This window comes from Phyllobacterium sp. RCAM01083, from assembly GCF_055685835.1.
The window spans coordinates 245,456-269,395 of sequence record NZ_JBVFZN010000002.1 but is presented as its reverse complement, the minus strand read 5'-3'; the positions used below and the strand labels follow the sequence as shown (position 1 = coordinate 269,395).

The following is a 23,940-nucleotide window of genomic DNA, read 5'->3' as shown; positions in this document are numbered from 1 at the left end:
GAAGACCCCGCGCCGGGTCGGGTCGAAAACGGCTTTCCCCCAGCACCGTATGCGCCCCCATTGTTCGATTTTGAAGAGAGATATCCTGTGCGGATCATCCAGATCACCGACACTCACCTCAGCCCCTCCAAGGCCCATTTCAACGCCAACTGGTCACCCCTGGCCCAATGGGTCGCGGAGCAGAAACCGGACCTGGTGGTGCACACGGGCGACCTGTCCATCGACGGCGCGGATATCGAGGATGACCTGGCCTTCTCCGCCGGATTGCTGAACGCGCTTCCCGTCAAGGTCCTGAGCCTGCCCGGCAACCACGACATCGGCCACATGCCCGGCAGCCCGCAGCCGGTCAACGCCACGCGCATCGACCGCTGGCGCGAAATGGTCGGGCCGGACCGCTGGATTCACGACATGGACGGCTGGCGGCTGGTCGGCCTCAACAGCCTGATCCTCGGCAATGACAGCCTCGAAGAGGAAGAACAGTTCGACTGGCTTGAGGACGCCCTTGCCGAAGCGGAGACCCGCCGCATCGCCCTCTTCGCGCACAAGCCCTTGTTTGTCGACGCGGCCGACGAAGGCGAAACCGGTTACTGGAGCGTTCGCCCTGCGCCGCGCAAACGGCTGCTCGACCTGATCGGGGAATATGATGTGGCCCTGCATGCCAGCGGGCACCTGCACCGCGCCTGGCAGGGCATGCACAACGACACCAGTCTCGTCTGGGCCCCGGCTTCGTCGTTCGTCGTCGGGGACATGGAGCGGGACATGCCCGGCCAGCGCATTGTCGGCGCGGCGATCCATACGCTGACCGACACGGTTGCAACAGACATCGTCGAGATCGGCAGCCTCTCGCGCTTCATCCTCGATGACGTCGTCGAGGAGGTCTATCCGCGTGCACGCATCGCGCAGGCACCGGAGACAGCCGCATGAGCGCGTTCGCCCTCAGGAACATCTCGAAATCCTACGGCACGAACAGCATCCTGAACGATGTCAGCATCGAAGCGGAAGACGGCGAGTTCATCGCCCTCGTCGGGCCATCCGGCTGCGGCAAGAGCACCTTGCTGCGCATTGCCGCCGGTCTTGACCATGGCGATGCCGGCAGCATCTGGATGGGCGACCGCGAAATCACGGCGGAGCACCCGGCCGACCGCAATGTGGCGATGGTGTTCCAGTCCTATGCGCTCTATCCGCACCTGACCGCCGAGCAGAACATTGCCGTGCCGCTGGCCATGCGCACGCTTTCCACCCTGCAGCGCATGCCGTTGCTTGGCCGTTTCACCGCGGGCAGAAGCGCCGCGCAGGCGGCAATCAAACAGCAGGTGCTGGCCACGGCAACCAGCCTGAAGATCGACCACCTGCTCGACCGCAAGCCGGGGCAGATGTCCGGCGGCCAGCGCCAGCGCGTGGCGCTCGCCCGGGCGCTGGTGCGCCAGCCCGGCGTGTTCCTGATGGACGAGCCGCTTTCCAATCTCGACGCCAATCTGCGCGTGCACACCCGCGCGGAGATCGTCGACCTGCACCGGCGCACCGGCGTGCCGACCATCTACGTCACGCACGACCAGTCGGAAGCCCTCAGCATGGCCGACCGGGTCGCCGTGATGATGGGCGGCAAGGTGCTGCAATTCGCCTCGCCCGCCGAGATCTATGACGATCCGCGCCATGTCGAGGTGGCAAAATTCGTCGGCAGCCCGCGCATCAACATCATCGATGCCGTGACCGCGGACAATGGCACGGTGTTCTTCAGCGGCAAGGCCGTGGTCGACGGCGTCACCGGTCCGGTCGGCACGCCGGTCCAGCTCGCAATCCGGCCGGAGCGCATCAGGCTGAGGCCGCAGGGCGCCAAGGGCATTGCCGCCACCGTCACCCGGCTGGAGTTCCTCGGCTCGGAAGTGCTGGTGACAACGCAGGCCGATGGCGCCGGGGACGGCATTGTCATCAAGGCCGCCCCGGCCGACGTCACCCATCTGGGTATGGGATCGCCGGTCACGCTCGAGATCGACAGGGATGCCTGCCTCGTCTTCGGGCAGGACGGGCTGCGCGTGCCGCTGCGGGCAACGGCAAGGGTTGCCGTCGATGCATGAGACCGCGATACCCAATCATCTTTCCGCCAGCCGGACCACCGCCCGGCAGGCAGCCATCCGCGCCGCCAAACGCGAAGAGCGCGTGGCCTGGCAGCTGGCTGCACCGGCAATCCTGCTGATCATCGTCCTGATATTGCTGCCGACACTCGCCGTCTTTGTCTTCAGCCTGACCAATTATGAGCTCGGCTACGACGACTTCCAGTTCATCGGCCTCGACAATTACATCGAGCTCTTCGCCGACCGGACGTTCCTCATCTCGCTGAAGAACACCGCCGTCTATACCGCCATCGTCACGCCCTTTTCCGTGTTCATCGGACTTGGCGTCGCTCTCCTCATCGAGAGCGAGACACGCGGCCGCGCCTTCTTCCGCACCGTGTACTTCCTGCCCGTCGCCTCGCTGCTGGTGGCCATGGCAACGGTGTTCCAGTACCTGCTGCACCCGACCATCGGCCCCGTCAACGCCATGCTGTCCATGCTCGGCATTGCCGGTCCCAACTGGCTCGGCAGCAGCAGCACCGTGCTGATCAGCCTGGCGATCATCGGCATCTGGCAGTCGGTCGGTTTCAACATGGTGCTGTTTCTCGCGGGCCTCACCGCCATCCCGCGCGAACTTTATGCCGCGGCGGAAGTGGATGGCGCCAAGGGCAGCTGGGAGCGCTTCCGGCTCGTCACCTGGCCGATGCTCGGACCGACCACCCTGTTCGTCGCCACGATCAGCGTGATCAACGCGGTGAAGGTGTTCGAGACGGTCAAGACGCTGACCGAAGGCGGCCCGAACAAGGCTTCGGAAGTGCTTCTGTGGACCATCTATCAGGAGGGCTTCGTCTATCTGCGCGTCGGCTATGCCTCGGCCATGACCGTCATCTTCCTCGCCTTCCTCATCGTGCTGATGCTCGTCCAATACCGGGTTCTCGACAGACGGGTGCACTACACATGAAAAACACCGCCTTCTTCTCCATGCGCAACCTGCGTCTGGCCATGCTTTCGGCCGGAGCGCTCGTCTTCCTGGCGCCCTATATCTGGATGATTTCCACGGCGGCGAAATCCCGCGAGGAAATCTTTTCGTCCTCGCTCACCCTGTTGCCGCAGCACTGGGCGCTATGGGAAAACCTTGCCAAGGCGCTCACCCGGGTGCCGATGGGCCAGCTCCTGTGGAACGGGCTTGTGGTCTGCGGCCTGATCTTCTTCTTCCAGGTGGTCATCGCCATTCCCTGTGCCTATGCCATGGCCAAGCTGAAATTCCGCGCCGCCCGCACGATGATGACGCTTGTCATGCTCGGGCTGCTCATCCCCATTCATGCGACCGCCCTGCCCATCTACGTCGCCCTGAACAAAGCCGGCATGCTCAACAGCTATTTTGCCCTGTCCGCGCCGTTTTTCATCTCGGTCTTCGGCATCTTCCTGTTCCTGCAGTTTTTCCGCGCCATGCCGGACGACCTGATCTCGGCCGCCCGGCTCGATGGCATGTCGGAGCTTGCCATCGTCAACCGGGTGATCGTTCCCAATGCCTGGCCGGCCGTCACCGCCTTCGCCATCTTCTCGGTGGTGGCGCACTGGAACGACCTGTTCTGGCCGCTCATCGTCATCACCGGCAGCGAACGGGCGACACCGCCTTTGGGCCTCCTGTTCTTCCGCGCCGCCGAAGCCGGCGACGACTACGGCGCGCTGATGGCCGCAACCCTCATCATCACCCTGCCGCTCGTTGCCGCCTTCCTGCTGGCGCAGCGGCGTTTCATCGAAGGCATCACCCTCACCGGCCTCAAAGGCTGACCGTTCCCAAGACCAGGAGATAACAATGAGCTTCTTCCGAAAGACGATTGCGGCAGCCGCGATCGCCACCGCGTTCAGTGTTCCCGCTTTCGCGGAAACCACCCTGAACGTGCATTACCCGATGCCCGGTTTCTTCAAGGATGTGATGGATGTCATCTCCAAGAAGTTCATGGAAGAAAATCCCGATATCAAGATCAGCTTCGTCAGCCCCTCGGCCACCTATGAGGAAGGCATCCAGACGATCCTGCGGCAGGCGGGTACCGCCGAAATGCCTGATATCACCTTCATCGGCCTCAACCGCCTGCGCATGATTGCCGAGCGCAGCGTCAATGTCGACATGAAGCCGCTGATCGCCAAGGAGCCTGATATGGCGGCCCAGGGCTTCAGCGACAACATCCTTCGCCTCGCCCAGGTCGGCGACCAGCAGGTTGGCCTTGCCTTCGCCACCTCCAACCCGATCATGTACTACAATGCCGACCTGATCCGGCAGGCGGGCGGCAATCCCGACCAGCCTCCGAAGACATGGGACGAGGTCATTGCTCTCGGCGCCAAGGTCAAGGCGCTCGGCAACGGCAATGAAGGCATCGATTTCCGCTGGCAGGGCGATGACTGGATGTTCTCCGCCCTGCTGTTCGGCGCCGGCGGCACCATGCTTTCGCCGGATGAAAAGAAAGTCGCCTTCAACGGCCCGGAAGGCATCGCCGCCTTCAACCTCGTCAGCCGTCTGGTCAAGGAGGGCGGCATGCCTGTCCTGACCAAGCAGGCGGGTGAACAGGCCTTCGTTGCCGGCAAGGTGGGCTTTGCCTTCCAGACCACGGGTGCGCTGCGCAACACGATCAAGAATGTCGGCACGAAGTTCGACCTGCGCACCGGCCCGCTGCCGCTGCTCAATCCGGAAAAGGGCCATCTGCCCACGGGCGGCAATGCCGTCGTCATCCTGACCAAGGATGCCGCCAAGCAGCAGGCCGCATGGAAATTCGCCAAATTCGCCGCCGGTCCCTACGGCGCTTCGGTGGTGGTTCCCGGCACCGGCTATGTGCCGAACAACGAACTTGCTGCGAAGTCGCCGGACTATCTCGCCGATTTCTACAAGCAGAACCCGCTGTTTCAGGCTGGCCTCAACCAGATGAACCGCATGATCCCCTGGTATGCCTTCCCCGGCACCAATGGCGTCAAGGTGACCCAGACCATCGTCGACAACCTCTCGCGGGTCGTCGAACAGTCGGCCACACCGCAGGAAGCCCTGAACAACGCGGCCGACGAGGTCCAGAAGCTTCTGCCACGCCGCTGACACCGGCTCAATCAAGGACAGGCGCCCTGCCCGCCGGGACAAGGCGACTGTCCGCATCACACGCATTTGCCAACTTGGTATAACGGTTTTGCAATGGTTTGAGACTATGACCATCAGGGACAACCACCGGCTTGAAATATGTATCCCGGATACGTACTCGCGCCGGACCATCAATCCTTGCTGGACCAGCCATCGATGCCACCAACCGAATCCGGCCACAAGACGGAAAAGCGTATTGAAGAACGCAAGCGGACACGCCTGCGCTCAGGAAAGCTTGCAACGCTTGAAGGCCAGTTTCTGACCGAGTGCCACTTTCACAACATTGCCGGCGGCGGTGCCCGCATCCGCACCGTGGGGCCCTGCACCATTCCCAACCGCTTCTGGCTGTTCGACGACCAGTATCGCGGGGCGCTGATGACCGAGATTGTCTGGCACCGGGATGGCGACTTCGGCGTGCGCTTCATCGAGGATGCGAATGTGACACCGCTGAGCGAAGCCGTCCTCAGCGCTCTTGCCGGAAAATACTATTCCCTGTGAGGCGGATCAGGGTGCCGCGGGTGCCTGCCGCTGCAGGCCCTTGGTGTTCTGGTCGCGGATTTCCTTGGCGGTGATGTAGTTGAACTGTTCGACCAGAAGATCGCGCACCAGCGGTTCGGGGAATTTGGCGTTGACCCCGTCGATGACCGCTTGCTTGACGCTGGCAAATTCAACCTTCTGCACGTCTTTCACATCGGAAAAGCGGCCGTAGAACTGGCGGAAGATTTCATCATTGATGAACGGCGCAACGGGCACGGTGACCGAGGCCTTGACGCGGCTGTCGAGCGTATAGCCGAGCTGCACCACGATATAGCCTTCCACTGCCCCGTCCAGAATGATCGGGACACTGAAACTGTCGGTCTTGCCGAAATCGAGCACATCCTTGCTCTGCGACGACACAGCCGCCGTCGCCGAATTCTGCCACACGGCAAAATACAGCGATCCCAGCGCCACGCCGCAGATCCAGAGGCCGATCAGGACAATACGGATCATGCGCCTTGCCCGTTCCTCATCTGCTGGGCGGTATAGGTGCCGTCGGCTTCCTGCGTTTCCAGCGCATCCCGGATGAGGCCGGTCAGCTCGGTCACGGCACGCAGATGCAGCTTGATCGCATCACAATTGCGGTCCAGCTTCTGCTTCAAGGCATCCAGCACCGGCTGCAACGATTTCAGCGCCGGCACGCCGGCGGTTTTCGCAGCCTTGTTCATCGCCTTGTTGAAATCGCGCAGGCCACGGCTCTTGTGCGAGTTGATTTCGGCAAGATCGATCGTCTCGCCATCGAGCAGCAGTTTGGTTTCGCGCTCGACGACCTCTTCGAGACGCTTGATGGCAAAAAGGACAGGCTCAAGCGCCGGTTCGACCTCGGGTACAAGGGGAGCGTGTTCGATCACGGTGCCGTTCTCTTCATTATCGTTGACTATATCCATATTCATTTCCTCCAATCTTGCCGGCATCAGCCCCGTTTGATCACGTCAAGAGGTTTCGTCGTCTTCAATTGCTTGTGAATGAGTTGCCGTTCGATCTGGTACAAAATGACATTCGGGTCCGGGGTCTGATCGCCGGAGACCGCAGGCGCGGCACTCGCCGCCGCGCTTTTCGCCTTGTTGGCGCTTTGCTGTTCCAGCATCCGCGCCACGCCGATGCCGCCGGCATCGGCCATCTTCTTGGCCACCGCCTCCGCCATCATCGATTTCCAGTAATCACCGGCAATGCCCTTGCCGAACACGGCCTGGTTGTCGCCGGTAAACATGGATTCGACAAAGGACTGCAGCATGAACGACTCGAATTTCTTGTAGGCGGGGTTCGGCGCGCCCGGCGCACTGGTGCTGCCGACGGAAACCGTTGGTGTCCCGGCCTGCTGGATGGACGCGAATGTCTCACGCGACAGCCGTGTCTGGGCTTCGACGCGCGCCGCTGCAAGGCTGCGAAGCTTCTCGACCGACGCCTGCAGGGTTGCCGGATCGGCTGCATTGGCAACATCCAGCACCAGATCGGAAGGTGGATTAATGGCCATCGGTCACTGTCCCATCGTGTTTCATGCTTCGTACCTTACCGCGCCAAACTTACGGGAGGCTTGTGCCGCCAACGATTGTATGGATGACATATTCCTCGATTTCCTCGGCAGCAGCGGCCCGTTCCATCGCCTGTTCCAGCTGGCGCAGGCGGTCGCACAGAATATCGATGGTGCGCGACACCGCCAAAAGATCGCGCTTTTCCCGCACCATCCGTTCGGACAGGCCCGCCTGCTTCGCCTTGTTGGTTTCCAGCCGCTTCATGACGAGATCGGGCGGGACGATCCCGGCGCCATTCTCGAAGCGGTCGTTCTGCATCCTGAACAGCGCCGTATTCTCTTCCGCGATGGCCGAGGACTGCGCATTCAGGCGCGCCAGCGCCATCTCGTGCCGGGCCTTGGTAAGCCGCTGCAGTTTGATCATTCCGCGCAGGGATTGGCGCGAGCCGGGCCTGATGCTCATGTTAGAAGTTCCGTAGGTAAGTGCCGGCCTCGCTGGTGAAGAAGCGCAGGAGATCCGGCATGCTGAAATAGAGAAGCATCAAGCCTCCGGCGAGAACGAACGGCATCGAGATGAAGTAGACGGGAATGGTCGGCGTCAGTTTGTTGATCAGCCCGACCGCAATATTCACCACGATGGCGAAGACAATGAACGGCGCGGCGATGCGGATGGTGCTGAAGAAGGCCTTGGACAGCGTATCGGTGAGGTTGACCATGGCGGTTGCGGGCTGGAATACCCCATCCACCGGAATGGCCGAATAGGATGAAAGCAGCGCGCGCAGCACCTCGAGATGCAGATCCATCACGAAGAACATGAGCAGCGCCGACAAGGTGACGATGGTGGCGATGGCCGCCTGCGGCTCCTCCGATTCGATGCCCGCCCCCGGCGCGCCGGAATAGCCCGTCGCCATGGCAATGGTGTTGGCCATGAACTGCAGGGCCCAGAAATACATGCGCGCCAGGATGCCGATCAGCGCGCCCACGACGGCTTCGATAAGGATGATCCGCATCAACACCAGCGGCGCGGCATTGGCCACCGGCGCCATCTGCTTGAACACCAGCGGCACCACCATCAGCGAACAGGTCAGGGCGAGAAACAGCCTTATCTGCATGGGAATGCGCGGGCTGGAAATGCCCGGCATGATCAGAAGGCACGAGCCGACGCGGGCGAACACCAGAAAGGCGGCGATCACCATGTCGCTGAGCGCCAAGTTCTGCAGCATCGATCAAGGCCTCACGAGATCGTGCCGAGCGAACGCACTTCGACGCCACGGGCAATCTCCACATGGGACAGCACGGACAGCGTGGCGAACAGCCGCTCAATGATCATGCGGATGTAGGGGCGCGCTTCCGGCGACGCGACGAGCACGAAGCGCTCGCCCGCGTCCAGATGCTTGCGGATGGCGGTGCTGGCTTCGGTGCCGAACTGTTCGAGCAGGCGCGGATCGATGTCGAACTCGACGATTTCGCCCTTGGCATCGCGCTTGAGGCTCTGGTGGAAAACCATGTCCCAGCGGTTGCCGAGGCGCAGCACGCTGAGCACGCCATTGTCCGCCAGATCGCCGCAGATCTGCTGCGACATGCGCATGCGCACATGCTCGACGATCATTTCCGCACGGCGGATATGCGGCGCGACTTCCGCGATGGCTTCCAGGATCAGGTTGAGATTGCGAATCGACACGCGCTCCGACAGCAGCAGCTTGAGCACGGCCTGCAGGCCGGAATAGGACAGGTGCACGGGGCAGATGTCGTCAAGCAGCTTGCGGTATTCCGGACCGAGCCGGTCGAGCAGCGCGCGCATGTCCTTGTAGGACAGGAGCTGCGCCAGATTGTTGCGGACGATCTCGCTCAGGTGCGTCAGCAGCACCGAGAGATTGTCGACGGTCATGTAGTTGTCGCGCTTCAGATCGGCGGCAAAGGTTTCCGGCACCGAATAGGCCTTCATGCCAAAGGCGGGTTCGCGCACCTCTTCGCCGGGAATTTCGGGAATGGGCCGGTCGCCCGGGATGACCAGGATTTCACCGACGCGCAGCTCCTGCGAGACCACAACGGTGCCGTGGATCTTGATGCGGTACACCTTCGGCGGGATGAGGAAATCATCGGTGACCTTGATCTCGGGAACCACGAAGCCGTATTCGGTGGCGAATTTCTTGCGCATCTTGTTGACGCGGTGCGCCAGCTCCAGCTGCGAGGCCATCAGGCGGGTCGACAGCTGCTTGCCGAGGCACAGCTCGATCTGCGCCGTTTCGAGCGAGGCGCGGACGGAATTGCGATCTTCGTCCTCCGCCTCTTTCTTCCTCTGGTTCTGCTCGGCTACGGCTGCTGCCGCCACCCGGGCGATCTTGCGCGGAACGGCAATACCGATGGCGACGAGACCAAGGGCGAGAACGAAGAAGGGAAAGGAGGGCAGACCCGGCAGCACGCCCAGCACGAACAGCAGCAGGGCGGCAACGAACAGAGCCTTGGGATAGGCGCCGAGCTGGCCGAAGACGGCCTTGTCGGTGGAGCCCCGCGTGCCGCCCTTGGACACCAGCAGGCCCGCCGCCAGCGAGACGATCAGCGCCGGAATCTGCGTGACCAGACCGTCACCGACGGAAAGCTTGGTGAAGACGTCGGCCGCCTGGCTGACTTCCATGCCGTGGCGGGTGACGCCGATGATGATGCCGCCGAAAATATTCACGGCGGTGATGATGAGGCCGGCGATGGCATCGCCGCGCACGAATTTCGACGCACCGTCCATCGAGCCGAAAAAGGCGCTTTCCTCTTCCAGCTCGCGGCGGCGGTGCTGCGCTTCCTTTTCGTCGATCAGGCCGGAGGAAAGATCCGCATCGATTGCCATCTGCTTGCCGGGAATGGCATCGAGCGTGAACCGCGCGCCGACTTCCGCGATGCGCGTGGCGCCCTTGGTGATGACGAGGAAATTGACGATGATCAGGATGGCAAAGACCACGAGGCCGATGACGAAGTCGCCGCCCATAACGAACTGGGAGAAACCGTGGATCACCTGCCCGGCGGCGGCATAGCCTTCATCGCCGTGGGTGAGGATGACGCGGGTTGTCGCGATGTTGAGCGACAGGCGCATCATGGTGGCAATCAGCAGCACCGTCGGAAACGCCGAGAAATCGAGCGGGCGCTGGATCCACAGGGACACCATGAGAATGAGAACCGAGAGCGCAATGGAAAAGGCCAGGCCGATATCGAGCACCATCGGCGAGACGGGCAGAAAGAGCACGGTCAGAATGATGACGATGCCAAGCGCCAGCCCGACGTCGCTGCCGGTCAGATAGCCCTTGTCGCCCAGTTTCTTTACGGCAGCCTGTTGCACAGCATTCTCCTATGATCACAGCAAGCATAGGGAGCGAAGCTTACGCGAAGCCAAAGCGGCCACGTCGACCGGTTGCCACGCCCGCTTTCGCGTCTGGCCATTGAGAAGGTGGGAAAGACGGGCGGTCCCTGGAACGCGGGTCTTGGGTATTCTGTTATGCTATGCTTGCGATCCTGGGGACCACCCGCCCCGGCAACCGGTTTCGCTCAATGCGGCATCATTGAACGCTCCCTCTCCGGCCGCACAGGTTTTCTTCCCTGTGAGGCCGAAGCGCCGGTCCTTTCCCGACTTTCGAAAGTTTCCGGAAGCATTCCCGCCGGAAAGGACAGGGATGAGAATAATGCGGGTCGGGATGTGGTGGATAAGTTGGCGTGATTTTTTGTGATGAGGGATGCGTTGCATAGCTGTCGCGCGCCCTTCGACAAGCTCAGGATGAGGGAGGTTGCATTTTTGCAGAGCGCTGGATTCCCTCATGGTGAGCCTGTCGAACCAAGCACCAAAGACTCAAAAGCCCTTTTCGATCCGCGAATAGGTGAGCAGGGTCAGCGTGTTGATCTGCGAGCCGACGAAGGGGGCGGTCAGCGCAAGCACAGCGAGAATGACGATGATCTTCGGCACGAAGGTCAGCGTGACTTCCTGGATTTGGGTCAGGGCCTGAAACAGGGCAATGATGACGCCCGCCAGCATGGCGGCGCCGACGGCCGGACCGGCGGCGACAATCACCGTCCAGATCGCCTGGTTGACGATGTCGAGCGCATCGGCCTCATTCATGGTCGGCGGCGGGCGGTCAACTGATGACGATGCCGGCGGTGATCGGCAGTGTGGCCCCGCCCTTGAGTGTGGCGATCATGCCGTCGCTGTAGATCTTCACCGATTCCACCACGCCGGTGACCTTGCCGTCGGCGCTGGTGACGGTCTTGCCGATAACGCCATCCGCCTGGGAAAGCGAGGCGCTGGCGAGAATCTGGTCGAGCTTCTTGTTCATCAGCGTCGCCTGCTCGACATTGGAGAACTGCGCGAGCTGCGCGACGTATTGCGTGCCGTCCATCGGCTGTGTCGGGTCCTGGTTCTTCATCTGCGCGACGAGCAGCTTCAGGAAGGACTGGTAGTCGACGCTCGGTCCGCCGGTCTTGGACGTGTCCGGTGTATTGCCGGTTGATGATCCTATGGGAGGTGTGGTGGTCATGCGATTGCCTCCGGCCGGTTTGGCTGATCCGAATGGGTGGGATGAATGGTTTCAAGCTCGCCGGAGAGGATTTGTGCCTCCAGCGGATAGAGCAGCCGTATGGCCTTGAGCGCCTCGAACACCCGGTCGTTGCAAACGATCTCGTCGATCAGCTTCAGCTCCTTGAGCATCAGCGGATTTTCGAAGGTGGCCAAAAGGTTTGCCAGCATGCGCTTGAAGGTGATGCTGGCTTCATTCCGGATTAGCGGATTGATCAGCATGATCTGTGCGGCGTAATAGAGCTGGCGCAGCGGTGTCGTCGTCTCGTCCGCCTGCAGGACGTGGCTCTCGAGCAGGAACGTCACATCGTTGAGAAACTCGAGGGAAACCTTGCGGTCAGCGCAAAGGATTGCACCGTTGATATAGACTTTCTCGCCGGCGCGAAGGGTGATTTTCATGGTGTTCAGATCCCGTCCCGAATGGTTCTGGTGATCTCGATAATGCCGTCATAGTCGGTCGACCGGCCCTGGCGGATCTCTTCAAGCTCCTTGAGGATATAGATGCCGATCGAGATCAGCGACGCCCGCAATTGCGGCGGCAGGCCGTTTTCCGGGCTGCCGAGATCTTCGATCACGATCACCCACAGGCGCGAGGTGAAATGCACGGCTTCGATGCCCTTGAAGGAATAGGCGCCCTCGTCGCGCGCTTCCTCCAGCATCATGATCGACTGGTCGAACAGCGAGCGTTCGCGCTCCTTGGCGCTGGCAGCGCCGTCATCCATGATGTCGTTGTATCGGGCCTGGTACATATGTTTTTCCGGTATCGGCGCAGACGGGCACGGCAACCGCGCCCGCTACAGCTATTTCAGGTAGTTGAGCAGGCTCAGGCTCTGCAGCTTGACGGTCAGGGCGTAGGAAGCCTGGATCTGGTTTGAGAGGGCATTCACGCGGTTCGCCGCTTCATAGGGATCGACAGCCTCCAGATCGAGAACGGAGCTGTTGAGGACCTTGATCTGCACGGTCAGGCGATCGGTCGCATCCTTGGTCCGCGCCTGGGCATCACCCAGAAACGCCTGTGCGCCGGTCAGCGAGGTGACGGCCTGGGTTGTCGTGGAGATCGCCTTGTCCATGACCGCATCGAACGCGCCCTGATTCAAGCCGATATTGCTCAGTTCGGCAACCATAGTGTAGCTCAACGCCATCTGCCGGAACCCGGCATTGTTGGCACTGACCGAGGTCTCGGCCAGCTCCGTCGGCGCGATCCGGCTTTTGACGACGGTGTCTGACGCGGACGACCAGTTGCTGGACCACGAGCCGGCGCTGAACTGGGCGGTCATCGTGGTGTCGAGGAAGGTCTTCATCTGATCGGCGGTGATGTTCTTCACCTGCGGATCGGTCATGGGAAAGCCGAACTGCGTCTGGAAAGCCGTCTGGATGGCTGCGCGCGCCGGACTGCCTGCGGCGTAGTAGTCGTCCAACGGCTGCACGTCCGTGTTCACGCCGGCAAAGACATACTCGCCATTGTAGTTGGTGTTGGCAAGGCCCGTCATGGTCTGCAGACCGCTTTTCGCCTTGTCCAGGGCAACCGAATGACCGTCGGACGAACCGCGCAGCGCGGTCACGGTGCCGAGAAAATCCGTCGCGCCCTTGACCATATTGCCAAGCGCATTCTGTGATGTCGTCATGCGCTGGCCGATCAGATTGTTCGTTTCGGTCAGAACCGTCAACCGGTCGAACTCCTTGCGCAGGGAGATGGACTGGCCCGTCCGGCTGCCGAGCGCGAGACCGGTGTCGGACACGAATCCGGTGGTCGACTCTTCCTTTGCCTTGATCAGGTCGGCCTGCGCCTTGGCCAGGATATTCCGGGTGGAATTGGCCAGCATGTAAGATGAAATCGATTGGGTTTTCATCGTTATTTCACCGCGTTCATGAGTTCGTTCAACATGGCATCCACGGCGGAGAGAATCCGGGCCGACGCCTGATAGGAGTGTTCAAGCTGCAGCATCGACTGCATCTCGACATCGATGTTCACACCCGACGCATTGGAGATCGCGTCTTCGGCCCGCGATGCCAGCACGCCGTTATAGGTATTGGTCTCCGTGGCAGCCTTGCGCTTGGTTTCAAGCGAACTGATCGAGGCGGCGGAATAGTCCAGGAGGTTCTTCTGGCCGGTGATGCCGGCATTCGCATCGTAGCTGCGCGGCGCATTGATGGCGCCGATCAGCCCCTGCAGGCGGGATGAAAAGCCAGCCGACCCCGAAGTGTTCTGCACATAATCCGGATTGGCCGGATTGGTGCCGCCGTCACGCAGGAGCGTCGGGCTGCCGCCCTGCGACTGGATATAGGCCGACGAGACCTTGATGGTCCCGGCAATGCCGGGCGATATCGTTCCGTCCGCAGGCATGGCCGGCGCGCCGGAATAGGTAAAAAGTCCCGGAACGTCCGGCAGGGTCGGCGGCGTCTTCTGGTCTTTTTCGGCAAACATGCTGACAAGACTGCGCGCGATCTCGTCGAGCTGGTTCTGGTAGGCAGGCGCGGTCTGGTCGCGCAGCTGCAGCAGGCCGCTCAGCCGTCCCGTCCCGTAGGGCTGCTGGAACGTATCGTGCGACAGCGGCACGCCGTCCACATAGACCTGGTTGCCGGTGGTTCCCGCAGCAAATGCAGCGGTCGGCGTGAAGCTGACCTTGCGCGGCGATCCTTCGAACAGGGTGACCCCGGACTCGGCGAAAATCACGACATCATTGTCGCCGCGCACCATCGTCGTGATGCCGATCTCACCGGAAATTTCCTTGAGCAGGCCATCGCGCTGATCGAGGAAATCCGACACATCGGCGCCCGAGCGGGTTCCGTTGACCACCCGGTTGTTGATGGTTTCGAACTTTGCCAGCAGCGCGTTCAGATTGCTGACGGAATCCTTGATGTCGTTGTCGGCATCCTGGCGCAGCTTCTGGATGTCGCTTGTTCCCTTGTTCAGAGCATTGGCCAGGTTGACGGCCTTGGACACCGCTGCTTCACCAACGGAGTTATTGCCCGGCTGCGATGCGTAGAGCTGCAGGGAATCGCGCAGGTCGCCCAGAAGAGCGCTCGGCGAACCGGATGCGTTGTTGGCGGAGTAAATGCCGGAAAGCCTGTCAAGGCCGCTCTTCAGCGTCGAGGACGAGCCGTACTGGCTGTTCGTCTCGATGTATTTGGACAGGAGCGCATCGTCGGCCGAGCGGCTGACGGACAGATAGGTCGATCCGTTGGGGCCGCTGACGACGGAGCCGATGCGGCGCGTAAAATTGGGATCGTTGGCACCCGCAAGATTGCGGGATACCAACGCTGTCTGTTTCGACGTCGTCGTCAGAGCACTCTGAGCGGTAAGGAGCGCCGAGCTTAGTGACATGCCTTAGGTCCAATCAACATTTGCGATGCTACCTCTTCAGATTGACCAGCACGTCCATCAAATCCGCACCGGTCTGGAAGACCTTGGAATTGGCCGTGTAGCTTCTCTGCGCCTCAATCATCTCAGTCAGTTCCTGCGCGATATCCGCGTTCGATTCTTCCAACGCGCCGGATGTCAGTGTTCCGAAGCTGCCCTTGCCAGGCCGGCCGAACTGCACATCGCCGGAATTGGCGCTGGTCGCAAACACATTGCCGGACAGGACAAGCAGATTGTCGGGGCTGGGAACGTCAGCCAGAGCGATCTGGTAGATGGCGCGCTGCGCGCCATTCTTGTAGCGGGCAACGACGGTGCCATCTGCCGCGATATCGACGTTCTCGATCGGGCTCGGGGTGCTGCCGTCGATCTTCGCCTCGATCGGCGTGTAATCGCCTGCCAGCTGCTTGGTGGCCGACATGTCGATCTCGAGCATCTGACCGTTGGGAATCTGTACCGAAAGAGATTTGTCGGCCGACGTCATCTTGCCGGTTGCGCCATCGAAATTGAAGGTTTCGCTGGCCAGGGGCGCCTTTGAATAGGGGAAGCCGCCGCTGGCCGCCGCATCGGCCTTGTTGTAAACCGTGGCCTCCCACGTGGCGTTCTTGGTGACCGGATCTTCACCCGTCTTGGTGAAGTAAACATCGAGAACCACCAGATTGCCGAGATTGTCAAAACTCTGCAGCGATGTCTTGGCGGTGTACTTTGCCGTTCCGGCGGCATTGGCGGCCGCATTGGACGGAAGGTCGGCGGCAGCGACAACGGCGGAGCCCGCCGGCAGGTTGGCCGTGAACGTGCCCTTGCGGCTTGGATCGGCGACAAGATCGTTCTGCTTGACGTTGATCTTCTCAAGCCCCTGGTAGCCGTTGATGACCGAATTGGTCTGGCCGTTCACGATCGGATTGCCCATGAGATAGTAGCCGGCCGCATTGACCAGATTGCCCTGCGCATCCGGCACGAACGAACCGGCGCGTGTCAGGTATGGCGTGCCGCTGCTGTCGTTGACCACGAAGAACCCGTTGCCCTTGAGCGCAAGGTCCGTCGACGAGGTGGTGAAGCGCAGCGAACCATCGTCGGAAATATGGTGACGCACAACCGTTTCGACGCCGCCGGAATTGTAGGAGCCGCCCGAGCTTGGCAGAACCAGCGAGGCAAACTGGGTGCTGGCGCGCTTGTAGCCGGTGGTGCTGGAATTGGCGATGTTGTCGGACACGGTCGACAGGCGATTTGCCTGGGCGTTCATGCCCGATACACCCGTCCGCATCATTCCATAGAGGCTCATTTCCGTCTCCTTGCGCGATGATTCCGTTGCGAATCGTAACCTGACGATGCTTGCGTGAACCTGACGCCTTGAATGTTTCGAGAACTTGCTGAACGCCCCGCCGGCGGCGGAGCGGTGAAGGCTCAATCGAGATTGATGCAGTAACCGAGGAACCGCTTGGAATCGATCGGATCGTGGCCGAGCTGCTCGCGCAGTTTCTTGCGCAGCTTGCTGATGTGGCTCTCGACCACGCTTTCCTCGACCTCACTGTCGAAAATGCCGTAGATCGCGCTGAATATCTGCGCCTTGTTCAGGCGCCGCCCGCGGTTGGCGATCAGATATTCCAGGATGCGGCGTTCACGCCGCGGCAGCGAAAACTCGACCCCGTTGACCTGCGGATCACGGCCGTCGGAGAAGACGCGGATCGGACCGACCTGCGTGCCCGTATCGCCGTTGCCGTAGCGCCGGCGGATCGCGTTGATGCGGGCAAGAATTTCCCGCACATGCATCGGCTTGCGCACCACGTCGTCAACACCGGCCTGGAAGAGTTCAAGCGTGTGTTCGAGCGACTGCGTTTCGTTGACCGCAATGACCGGCGCCGAGCAGCGCTCACGAATCTTGTGGGGAAACTGGCTGCGGTTCGCACATTCCCCTATCAGAAACGCCTCAACCGCCATAATGTCGCTCTGCTGGACGGTCGAAACCCAGTCACCGAAATCATCGGGAGCGAACCCTGTTGTTGTAATGCCCTCGCGGGCGAACCACGCCGAATACCCACTCGTCACCAGACTTCGTTCGTCGACGACTACAATCACGGCCCCACCTTCCGAATCAGTAAAAACCCCACACAACACACACCTAGCGGGGTCGATGACTCGCCGACAATCCCCAACTAATTGACCGCAATTAATTGGGAGTCTGAAATGGGGAGTCCGAAGGGAAAACGGGAGGGAAACGCGATGCGACTCGCATGGCTGAATGTCTACCGGTCATACCTTAACGAAAGATGACCGCGTCAACAAATTCACGTTTTATTACCGATCATTAACACCCTCACTTATCGCAGAACATTCGCGCCTTTTGCGTCCAGTTTCCGAAGCCCGAAGCCACCATGTTTTCCATGACCCGGCAGACATACTGCTTCTGTGCCGGATTGTTGTTGGGACCCGCATGGTAGCGTGCCACGGCCATGGTCCAGTTGCCTTCGCGTGCCCGGAGCTGTTTGAGAAAGCGCGCGGCGTAATCGACATTGGTTGCCGGGTCCAGCATTGCCCCCACGGAGGGAAAGGCGCTGGCATGAAAATAGTGATTGATCTGCATGCAACCGAGGTCGATGAGCTTGGCTCCCTGGCCATGCGCTTCGTTGAATTTCATCACGGCGGCTGCGGCTGACGGCATGAAAACCGCTTTGCCTTCGATGTTCATGGCGTAGGGCTGCAGCGAGTCCTTGCGCCCGGTTTCGGTCAGCCCAACCGCATAGAGAATGCCGATCGGGATGTCGTACTTGCTCGACGCCCGGTGCATTTCGCGCTCGCAGAGATTGTCGGCACGCGCAGCGTGCGCGGCCAGCAGACTGCTACACGACCAGACCGCGAGACACAGTGCGGTCAGCCATGGCTTTGGCAGTCTTGTCATCGCTTTCATCGGGTCTGCTGTCTCCAAAATGCTGCTGCCCGGACGAGCGGTCGCCCTGCGTTCCCTGCGAGCCGGTGTTGGCCTGTCCCCGGCCCCCGGCCGGCTGGTCCTGGCCGGTCATGGCCTGCTGGCCGGGTTGCGTGCTTGCCACGGCCCCACTGCGATCGATCACGGAAATGGTGACAGCGGATGCGTCATCGGCAACACCGGCGCGCTGCAGGGCCTTGCCAAGGGCTTCGTGGTCGCGCGCGAGGTGCTCGGCTGCTGCCCTGCTTTCCGCCATGAGCTGGATATGCATGCCTTCGCCGGTCAGACGCAGGCGGGCCGTGACCGTACCGAGTTCGACCGGCTGCAACTGGATCACCAGCGTTCGTGCCGCACTGGTGCTGTGATCCGAGATGATCTGGACATCCGCGATGGCGGGGCGGCTCTGCGGCGCTGCTGGCGCCGCCTCGGCAAGCGTTGTCAGGGTGACGCGCGGATCGGCGGCGGGGGCCGGCTGGGCAACCGGAGACGGGGTGCTGACGGCGGGCGGCGGCGCCTGTTCGGGAGCCTGCTTTGCACTGACGCGGGCCTTGGGCGCATCGGCCGCCGCTGCTTCGGCAGGCTGCGGCTGCGGGCCATCGGCCTTGTCCGGCTGAGCCTTGGTATCAGGATTGGCAGAGGTCTTTACAGCCGGCTTGTCAGCCCCGTCCGCAGCGGATCTCCTGTCGGTCAGAGGCGCAAGCGGTTCGTCCTGACCATTTCCGCCGGTATCGAGCGCCGTTTCCCCGTCGGTCAGGGCATTGGCGTCCAGTGCCCGCAGCGGCTTGTTCTCTCGTCCCGGCTGACCGCCACCGGCCGATGCCTGCCGGTCAAGCAGCTGTTCCAGGGCGAGGATGGACTGGCCGAACATGGCCTGCACGGACGGGCCCGTGCTTGCCTGTTCATCGTCCGCTTCAACCGCCGGTTCGTCATCCATCGCGGCGACGTCATCCGGCGCGATCCCGTCGCCCGCCTCGGACGGCAGGCGCAGCGGCTTTGCCTCCAGCATGGACTTGAAGTCAACCGCGTCGTCCTTGCCCTTGGCCGCTTTCCTGTCTGGCAGGCGGTTTCCCTTGCCTGCCTCCCCGACAATGGCGTCCTTGAGTGATCTGAGCGGCATATCCGGTCCGATGGTCATTTCCTGGCCTTCCCTAGAAGCGCATCGATTGCGTCAAGCTTCTTGCGTGTTTCATCGATCATCGGATCAACCGCGATGGCCGGTTTGGGTGCACCGGTCTTCGCCCTGGCGTCCGTTGGTGCGGCACCGGCTCTCACAACGGATCGCTGCGGTGTTTCCGCAACATCCGCGGATGGCTGCTCAAGGATTTTGCCCCCCATCGCCGCCGCTGCTTCCAGCAGTTTGACATCGCGTTCATGCAGGCGGTCGCGCGGCAATTCCGAGAGCATTTTCATCGCATCGTCGGTCTTCTCCGTGCCGACATTGCTGATCCCGAGATAGAGCCGTGCCTGCGTGTCATCCGCCTTGAGCGACTGGGCCAGCGCTTCGGCTTTTTCCGACATGAAGCGGGCGCGCTGCATGTCGCCGCCGACGATGGCACCACGGGCTATGCGCAGGTAAAAGGGCATGCGGGCCCCGGTCCAGGCCAACGACGCCATTTCCTCGATCTCGTCATTGCTGATCTTGGCCTTGAGGACCATGACCGCATCCACCAGCTGGCGGAAGAAGTCCTCCGAATAGGGTGAAAGGGCAAAGCGCTGCAGATAATTGCGGGCCAGCAGCCTGACCTTGTCCTTGTCGCCCAGATTGGCGGCCATCATCAGGCCGCGCCGAAGGGCGGCCTCTTCCAGCAGGGTTCCCGGCGCCGTCAAGCGGATATAATCCAGGCGCTTCAGCGCTGTCGGTACATCGATGGCGGCGAGCTGTGCTGCCGTCACCAGCGAGATGGAAGCGATCAGTTCGCTCGGCACATCCGGCGGCAGCTCCTCGCTGAAGTTTTCAACAATGCCAAGCGGATTGCCGTCCGCATAGGCCAGCGAACCGGCGACCAGCTTGGGACTGATGCCATCCAGTTTCGTCGTGGTGAGGATGGTGCGCACGACCTGCGGATTGCCGCCATTCAGGAGATAGATGAGAATGGCGTAGGCGTTGGCCGGCTTTTGCCAGACATCCGGATTGGCCGCCTGGAGCTGCGCTGCAATATGGCCCAGCACACGGTTGAGCATGGGCAGGGCTTCCGGCTTGCCGGAGGCCACCTGATCCTGCAGCATGCGCATGGAGCGCACCAACAGATAGGGTTCCGGCGACAGCATGTCGGCCCGGGCCATGCCAAGAGGCAGGCTCATAAAACCGATCAGCAGCCATCGCAGACGGGAGCCCCACATCATCTCTTGGCCGTTTTCAAAAAGATGTCGATACGCCGGTTCTGAGCCGCGTAGGGATCGGCCGGCACCTTGGGATCGCGGTCGGCATAGCCTTCCACGCGCAGGATGCGCTTGGCATCGAGGCCGCCGCGCGTCAGCATGTAATAGGCCATGTGCGCGCGCGCCGACGACAACCGCCAGTTGTCATAGGTATCGCTCTTGAAGGGGCGTGCGTCGGTGTGGCCGCTGATGATGACGTCGCCCTTGCGCGTCGCGATGATCTTGGCGATCTGCTCGAGAACCTGCACCACCCGCTTGTCCGGCTTTGCCGATCCGATGGCGAACATGCCGTAGTCGACCTTGTCGGTCAGCTGGATCAGGACACCTTCGTCGGTGGGCACCACGGTGATGTCAGGCGCCTTTTCATCGGCGGCAGTGCCGGTCTTCTTGGAAATTTCCGAGGCAAGCTCGCGTGCCGAAGCAAGCTGCGCCGAATCCGGCTGCTTGTCGCCCTTCGCCGGATCAACGGTTACGCTGGCGTCGGCGGGCTTGGCTGCCGCCTTTTCCAGCTTCTGCTGGTTCGCCTGCTGGGCGGCACTGGCCGTATCCATCGGCTTTGCATCGGCCGTCTGCGCCTGCGCACCGGCCTTGTCTTCCACGCCCGCGGCCCGCTTTTCCAGCTGTTCCTGCGAGGGCGGCGGCACGGCGGGACTGTCGGTCAGCGGAAAGAGATCATCCTCCACGTGGGTCGACCAATAGTTGGGATTGAACGGATCGCGATAGGCGTCGCCGCCCTGCGCGCCCGTGGATGGGCCGGCATTGTTGGACCCGCCGTCACCCTTGGCAGACCTGTTCTGCAACACGCCGGAATCCGTGGCGATTTCCGCAAGCACCGCATAGGGGTCCTTGAACATCTGCCGCTCTTCCGTCTCCGGCTTGGCTTGCAGTTCCTTTTCGTTGCGCGCGCTCTTGGTTTCCGCATCGGTCGAATTGGGGCGCTCGAAGCGAACCTTGCCTTCCTGATTGTCCGTGGCTTCGATACCCTTCGGCCGCGCCTGCCGGTCCATCAGCTTGACCGGATTGAAATAGCTGGCAACGGCCGCCTTGGTTTCCTCATTGGCAGCATTGATCAGCCACATGACCAGGAAGAAAGCCATCATCGCGGTCATGAAATCCGCATAGGCGATCTTCCACACACCGCCATGGTGGCTGTCTTCGCCGTCATTGCGGCCGCGCCGGACAATGACGATTTCGCGGCGGGTTTCCGGGTCGATATTCATCGGGTCGTATCCTTCACCGCATCAATCAGGTGACCAAGCCGCGTTTCGACAACCGCATCGTCGAGTTTCATCGACAGTTCCGGTTGATCGGACCGGGTGAACGTGAAGCGCATGAGATCAATCCCCGGGCGATTGCGCAAAGCATCGATAAGGTGCGGCGGCCCGGAAATGTCGATCATCACGCCCTCCAGGCCCTGTGTCAGCCGCTCGATTTCCCCGACAAAGCCGGTAACAGCGCGGTCACGCAGATTCTTTTCAACCAAGGGGGAAAGAACGGTTGCAAGACTGCTCGACAGTCCCGCCGATATGACCGCCAGCCCCGCTTCCACCTGATCGTACAGGCGGGTTCCGATCCGATCCATGAAATCCGCTTCCGCCGCCGCCAGCTGTTCCTGAAAATCCCCCTCCAGTCGCAGTTTTTCCGCATCGAACAGCACGGAGGCCTCCGCCTGCCCCTCGGCGCGGCCGAGCTCGAAGGTTTCCTTGATCTTCAGCTCGATATCGATGAGATCGACAACATCTTCGGGAACCGCATCGTCCACCAATGTTTCAACGCGCTCACGCGTCGCGGCGGCAAAAACCGTCACCCGGTCATCGGGCACATGTTTCGGCGTGAAGTCGGTGAGCATACTGGCAATCGATCGGGCCATATCAAGCTGCCTCGTGAACCCATTGCTTCAGGATCGCCGCCACGCGCTCTTCATCCATATCGATCATCTGTTCCAGCCGGTTCTGCGCGGGAACGCGCATGCGCCGCCGCAGCTCGCTCAGGTCGTCATAGGGCAGGCTCTGGTCGGCATTGGCGGCCAGCGCCGGTTGCGGCCGCGATGCGGCGGTGAAATCGGGAACGGCCACGTCCGTACCGGCAGCCAGCTGCAGCGCATCCTGCGGCTTGGTCATTTCACGCATCAGCGGGCGAACGCCGAACCACAGGATCAGACCCACGGCAACGATCAGTGCAGCGGCATTGACGAAGCTGCCCGCCTGCCGCGACATCGTCTCCGACAGCGGCGTGGCGGCCGGCTGCAGCTGATCGTCGGTTGCTTCCATGAAGTTCAGCGCGGTCACGTTGATGACGTCCCCACGTTTCTGGTCGAGGCCGGCCGCGGTTGCCACCAATTGGGTGATCTTGGCGATCTGCTGTTCGACGAATTTGTCCGGAACCGGCGTGACGCCTGCGGTTGCCAGCAACCGCGCCTGGTCGATGACGACGGCGATCGACAGGCGCTTGATCTGATAGCTGTCGCTGACCGTCGAGATCGTCTTGGAATTGACCTCGTAATTGGTCAGCTCTTCGCGCTTGTCGGTCTTTTCGGTCGAGCTGTCGCCGTTCTTGCTCTGGATTTCTTCCTGCGGGATGTTCTGTTCCACACCGGTCGCGTTGTCGCTCTTAGAGTTCTTCGAATCGCCGCTTTCGCGCACGACACGCACGGACCGCTCAACCTTTGATTCCGGGTCGAACACGGTCTCGTTGGTCTGGCGCTTGTCCGTGTCGAGCGCCACCTGGACGCTTGTCTGGAAATGGCCGATGCCGAGATAGGGTGCCAGCGCCTTGCGGATGTTGTCATCGACCGAGGCCGAAACATTCTGCTCCAGCGTCGCCGACATGACGGCACCGGCATTCGAGCCATCATCCTTGGATGCCAGGAGCCGCCCGTTCGTATCGAGCACGGTGACTTCGGAGGCAGTCAGCTGCGGCACGGCGGCTGCGACAAGCTGACGGATCGACTGCGCCGACTCCATCGAGAACCCGCCTTCGGTGCGGATCACCACGGAAGCGGAGGGTGCCTGATCGCCGCGGCGGAAACTGCCCTTTTCCGGCAGAACGATATGCACGCGGGCGGCCTTGATGCCGCGGATCGCCTGGATCGTCCGGGAGATTTCGCCTTCGAGCGCACGCACCCGGGTGATTTCCTGCATGAACGAGGTAAGGCCCAGCGAGCCCATATTGTCGAAGAGCTCGTAACCGGCATTGTTGCTGGTCGGCAGCCCCTTCTCGGCCAGATACATGCGGGCCTGGTCCGCCTTGCCGAACGGGACGAGCACGGAGGTGCCGTCGGCCTTCACGTCGAACGGTATGCCCGCTTCGCCGAGGGCCATGCCCATGCGGTTGACGTCGTCGCGGCTGAGGCCGACATACAGCGTCTCATATTGCGGGCGGTTGAGATAAATGCTGGAGACAAGAATGGTGGCGAACAGGGTGACGCCGACGAGGGCGAGCCCGATGAGCCGCCGCGCGCCAAGCTTTTTCATGGCACCCAGAAACTGCTCCAGAGACTGTCTGATATTCTTTTCCATCAATGCCCACCACGCTTGCGTCGTCCGACC

At 61.6% G+C, this 23,940-nt stretch carries 26 protein-coding genes; 6 read left to right on the top strand and 20 right to left on the bottom strand.

Annotated elements, in window-relative coordinates:
• The first annotated feature begins 87 nt into the window (after positions 1 to 87).
• The 6 genes from ACZ25R_RS01240 to ACZ25R_RS01215 all read left to right on the top strand — a co-directional run bounded on the left by ACZ25R_RS01240 (position 88) and on the right by ACZ25R_RS01215 (position 5,673).
• Entirely contained in the window at positions 88 to 924 is an 837-nt protein-coding gene (locus ACZ25R_RS01240) for a metallophosphoesterase family protein (protein WP_472459741.1), read from the top strand.
• A complete protein-coding gene (locus tag ACZ25R_RS01235; protein ID WP_472459740.1) occupies positions 921 to 2,075 on the top strand; it encodes an ABC transporter ATP-binding protein in 1,155 nt (384 codons plus the stop codon). The genes ACZ25R_RS01240 and ACZ25R_RS01235 overlap by 4 nt, the downstream gene beginning before the upstream one ends.
• A complete protein-coding gene (locus ACZ25R_RS01230; protein WP_472459739.1) occupies positions 2,068 to 3,012 on the top strand; it encodes a carbohydrate ABC transporter permease in 945 nt (314 codons plus the stop codon). The genes ACZ25R_RS01235 and ACZ25R_RS01230 overlap by 8 nt, the downstream gene beginning before the upstream one ends.
• Positions 3,009 to 3,845: a carbohydrate ABC transporter permease gene (locus ACZ25R_RS01225; protein ID WP_288193878.1), complete on the top strand. Its 837-nt coding sequence runs from the start codon at positions 3,009 to 3,011 to the stop codon at positions 3,843 to 3,845. The genes ACZ25R_RS01230 and ACZ25R_RS01225 overlap by 4 nt, the downstream gene beginning before the upstream one ends.
• A 25-nt stretch (positions 3,846 to 3,870) precedes the next feature.
• Positions 3,871 to 5,136, top strand: a complete 1,266-nt coding sequence (locus ACZ25R_RS01220) for an ABC transporter substrate-binding protein (RefSeq protein WP_472459738.1) — start codon at positions 3,871 to 3,873, stop codon at positions 5,134 to 5,136.
• A 195-nt stretch (positions 5,137 to 5,331) separates the two neighbouring features.
• On the top strand, positions 5,332 to 5,673 hold the full coding sequence (locus ACZ25R_RS01215; protein WP_346307662.1) for a PilZ domain-containing protein: 342 nt from the start codon (positions 5,332 to 5,334) through the stop codon (positions 5,671 to 5,673).
• 6 nt (positions 5,674 to 5,679) lie between these two features.
• Here the strand turns inward: ACZ25R_RS01215 and ACZ25R_RS01210 are convergent, their stop codons facing one another.
• From ACZ25R_RS01210 to fliF, 20 genes are all read right to left on the bottom strand, one after another.
• Positions 5,680 to 6,165 (bottom strand): hypothetical protein, encoded by a 486-nt coding sequence (locus ACZ25R_RS01210; protein WP_472459737.1) that lies wholly within the window; start codon positions 6,163 to 6,165, stop codon positions 5,680 to 5,682.
• Positions 6,162 to 6,599 carry a flagellar protein FlgN gene (locus ACZ25R_RS01205; protein ID WP_308526412.1) on the bottom strand — a complete coding sequence of 146 codons (438 nt, stop codon included), beginning with the start codon at positions 6,597 to 6,599 and terminating at the stop codon, positions 6,162 to 6,164. Before ACZ25R_RS01205 ends, ACZ25R_RS01210 begins: the two co-directional genes overlap by 4 nt.
• A gap of 26 nt (positions 6,600 to 6,625) precedes the next feature.
• Positions 6,626 to 7,186 (bottom strand): rod-binding protein, encoded by a 561-nt coding sequence (locus ACZ25R_RS01200; RefSeq protein WP_472459736.1) that lies wholly within the window; start codon positions 7,184 to 7,186, stop codon positions 6,626 to 6,628.
• Between the two features lie 49 nt (positions 7,187 to 7,235).
• The gene (locus ACZ25R_RS01195) at positions 7,236 to 7,646 is read right to left on the bottom strand and encodes a hypothetical protein (protein WP_472459735.1); all 411 of its coding nucleotides are present in this window, start codon (positions 7,644 to 7,646) and stop codon (positions 7,236 to 7,238) included.
• A 1-nt stretch (position 7,647) separates the two neighbouring features.
• The gene (fliR, locus tag ACZ25R_RS01190) at positions 7,648 to 8,406 is read right to left on the bottom strand and encodes a flagellar biosynthetic protein FliR (protein WP_223615458.1); all 759 of its coding nucleotides are present in this window, start codon (positions 8,404 to 8,406) and stop codon (positions 7,648 to 7,650) included.
• Positions 8,407 to 8,417: 11 nt separating this feature from the next.
• A complete protein-coding gene (flhA, locus tag ACZ25R_RS01185; protein ID WP_464664419.1) occupies positions 8,418 to 10,508 on the bottom strand; it encodes a flagellar biosynthesis protein FlhA in 2,091 nt (696 codons plus the stop codon).
• 504 nt (positions 10,509 to 11,012) lie between these two features.
• Positions 11,013 to 11,279 carry a flagellar biosynthetic protein FliQ gene (locus ACZ25R_RS01180; RefSeq protein ID WP_105735188.1) on the bottom strand — a complete coding sequence of 89 codons (267 nt, stop codon included), beginning with the start codon at positions 11,277 to 11,279 and terminating at the stop codon, positions 11,013 to 11,015.
• A gap of 16 nt (positions 11,280 to 11,295) precedes the next feature.
• Positions 11,296 to 11,694, bottom strand: coding sequence for a flagellar hook assembly protein FlgD (gene flgD / locus ACZ25R_RS01175; RefSeq protein ID WP_472459734.1), 399 nt, complete (start codon positions 11,692 to 11,694; stop codon positions 11,296 to 11,298).
• Positions 11,691 to 12,131, bottom strand: coding sequence for a flagellar biosynthesis repressor FlbT (flbT, locus tag ACZ25R_RS01170; protein ID WP_472459733.1), 441 nt, complete (start codon positions 12,129 to 12,131; stop codon positions 11,691 to 11,693). Before flbT ends, flgD begins: the two co-directional genes overlap by 4 nt.
• 5 nt (positions 12,132 to 12,136) lie before the next feature.
• Entirely contained in the window at positions 12,137 to 12,481 is a 345-nt protein-coding gene (gene flaF, locus ACZ25R_RS01165; RefSeq protein WP_223615462.1) for a flagellar biosynthesis regulator FlaF, read from the bottom strand.
• 51 nt (positions 12,482 to 12,532) lie between these two features.
• Complete coding sequence (locus ACZ25R_RS01160; RefSeq protein WP_472459732.1) at positions 12,533 to 13,582, bottom strand: flagellar hook-associated family protein; 1,050 nt, start codon at positions 13,580 to 13,582, stop codon at positions 12,533 to 12,535.
• A gap of 2 nt (positions 13,583 to 13,584) precedes the next feature.
• Entirely contained in the window at positions 13,585 to 15,057 is a 1,473-nt protein-coding gene (gene flgK / locus ACZ25R_RS01155; protein WP_472459731.1) for a flagellar hook-associated protein FlgK, read from the bottom strand.
• 28 nt (positions 15,058 to 15,085) lie between these two features.
• Positions 15,086 to 16,372: a flagellar hook protein FlgE gene (locus ACZ25R_RS01150; protein ID WP_403184563.1), complete on the bottom strand. Its 1,287-nt coding sequence runs from the start codon at positions 16,370 to 16,372 to the stop codon at positions 15,086 to 15,088.
• A gap of 122 nt (positions 16,373 to 16,494) precedes the next feature.
• Positions 16,495 to 17,166, bottom strand: coding sequence for a flagellar transcriptional regulator FtcR (ftcR, locus tag ACZ25R_RS01145; RefSeq protein ID WP_105735195.1), 672 nt, complete (start codon positions 17,164 to 17,166; stop codon positions 16,495 to 16,497).
• A 238-nt stretch (positions 17,167 to 17,404) separates the two neighbouring features.
• Entirely contained in the window at positions 17,405 to 17,995 is a 591-nt protein-coding gene (locus tag ACZ25R_RS01140) for a transglycosylase SLT domain-containing protein (protein ID WP_472459730.1), read from the bottom strand.
• Positions 17,928 to 19,148, bottom strand: coding sequence for a flagellar hook-length control protein FliK (gene fliK / locus ACZ25R_RS01135; protein WP_472459729.1), 1,221 nt, complete (start codon positions 19,146 to 19,148; stop codon positions 17,928 to 17,930). The genes ACZ25R_RS01140 and fliK overlap by 68 nt, the downstream gene beginning before the upstream one ends.
• On the bottom strand, positions 19,145 to 20,314 hold the full coding sequence (locus tag ACZ25R_RS01130) for a chemotaxis protein (RefSeq protein ID WP_464664426.1): 1,170 nt from the start codon (positions 20,312 to 20,314) through the stop codon (positions 19,145 to 19,147). The genes fliK and ACZ25R_RS01130 overlap by 4 nt, the downstream gene beginning before the upstream one ends.
• Before the next feature lie 38 nt (positions 20,315 to 20,352).
• Positions 20,353 to 21,612: a MotB family protein gene (locus tag ACZ25R_RS01125; protein ID WP_472459728.1), complete on the bottom strand. Its 1,260-nt coding sequence runs from the start codon at positions 21,610 to 21,612 to the stop codon at positions 20,353 to 20,355.
• Positions 21,609 to 22,262, bottom strand: a complete 654-nt coding sequence (locus ACZ25R_RS01120; RefSeq protein ID WP_472459727.1) for a hypothetical protein — start codon at positions 22,260 to 22,262, stop codon at positions 21,609 to 21,611. The genes ACZ25R_RS01125 and ACZ25R_RS01120 overlap by 4 nt, the downstream gene beginning before the upstream one ends.
• A gap of 1 nt (position 22,263) precedes the next feature.
• Positions 22,264 to 23,910, bottom strand: a complete 1,647-nt coding sequence (gene fliF, locus ACZ25R_RS01115; RefSeq protein ID WP_464664429.1) for a flagellar basal-body MS-ring/collar protein FliF — start codon at positions 23,908 to 23,910, stop codon at positions 22,264 to 22,266.
• Positions 23,911 to 23,940 lie beyond the last annotated feature (30 nt).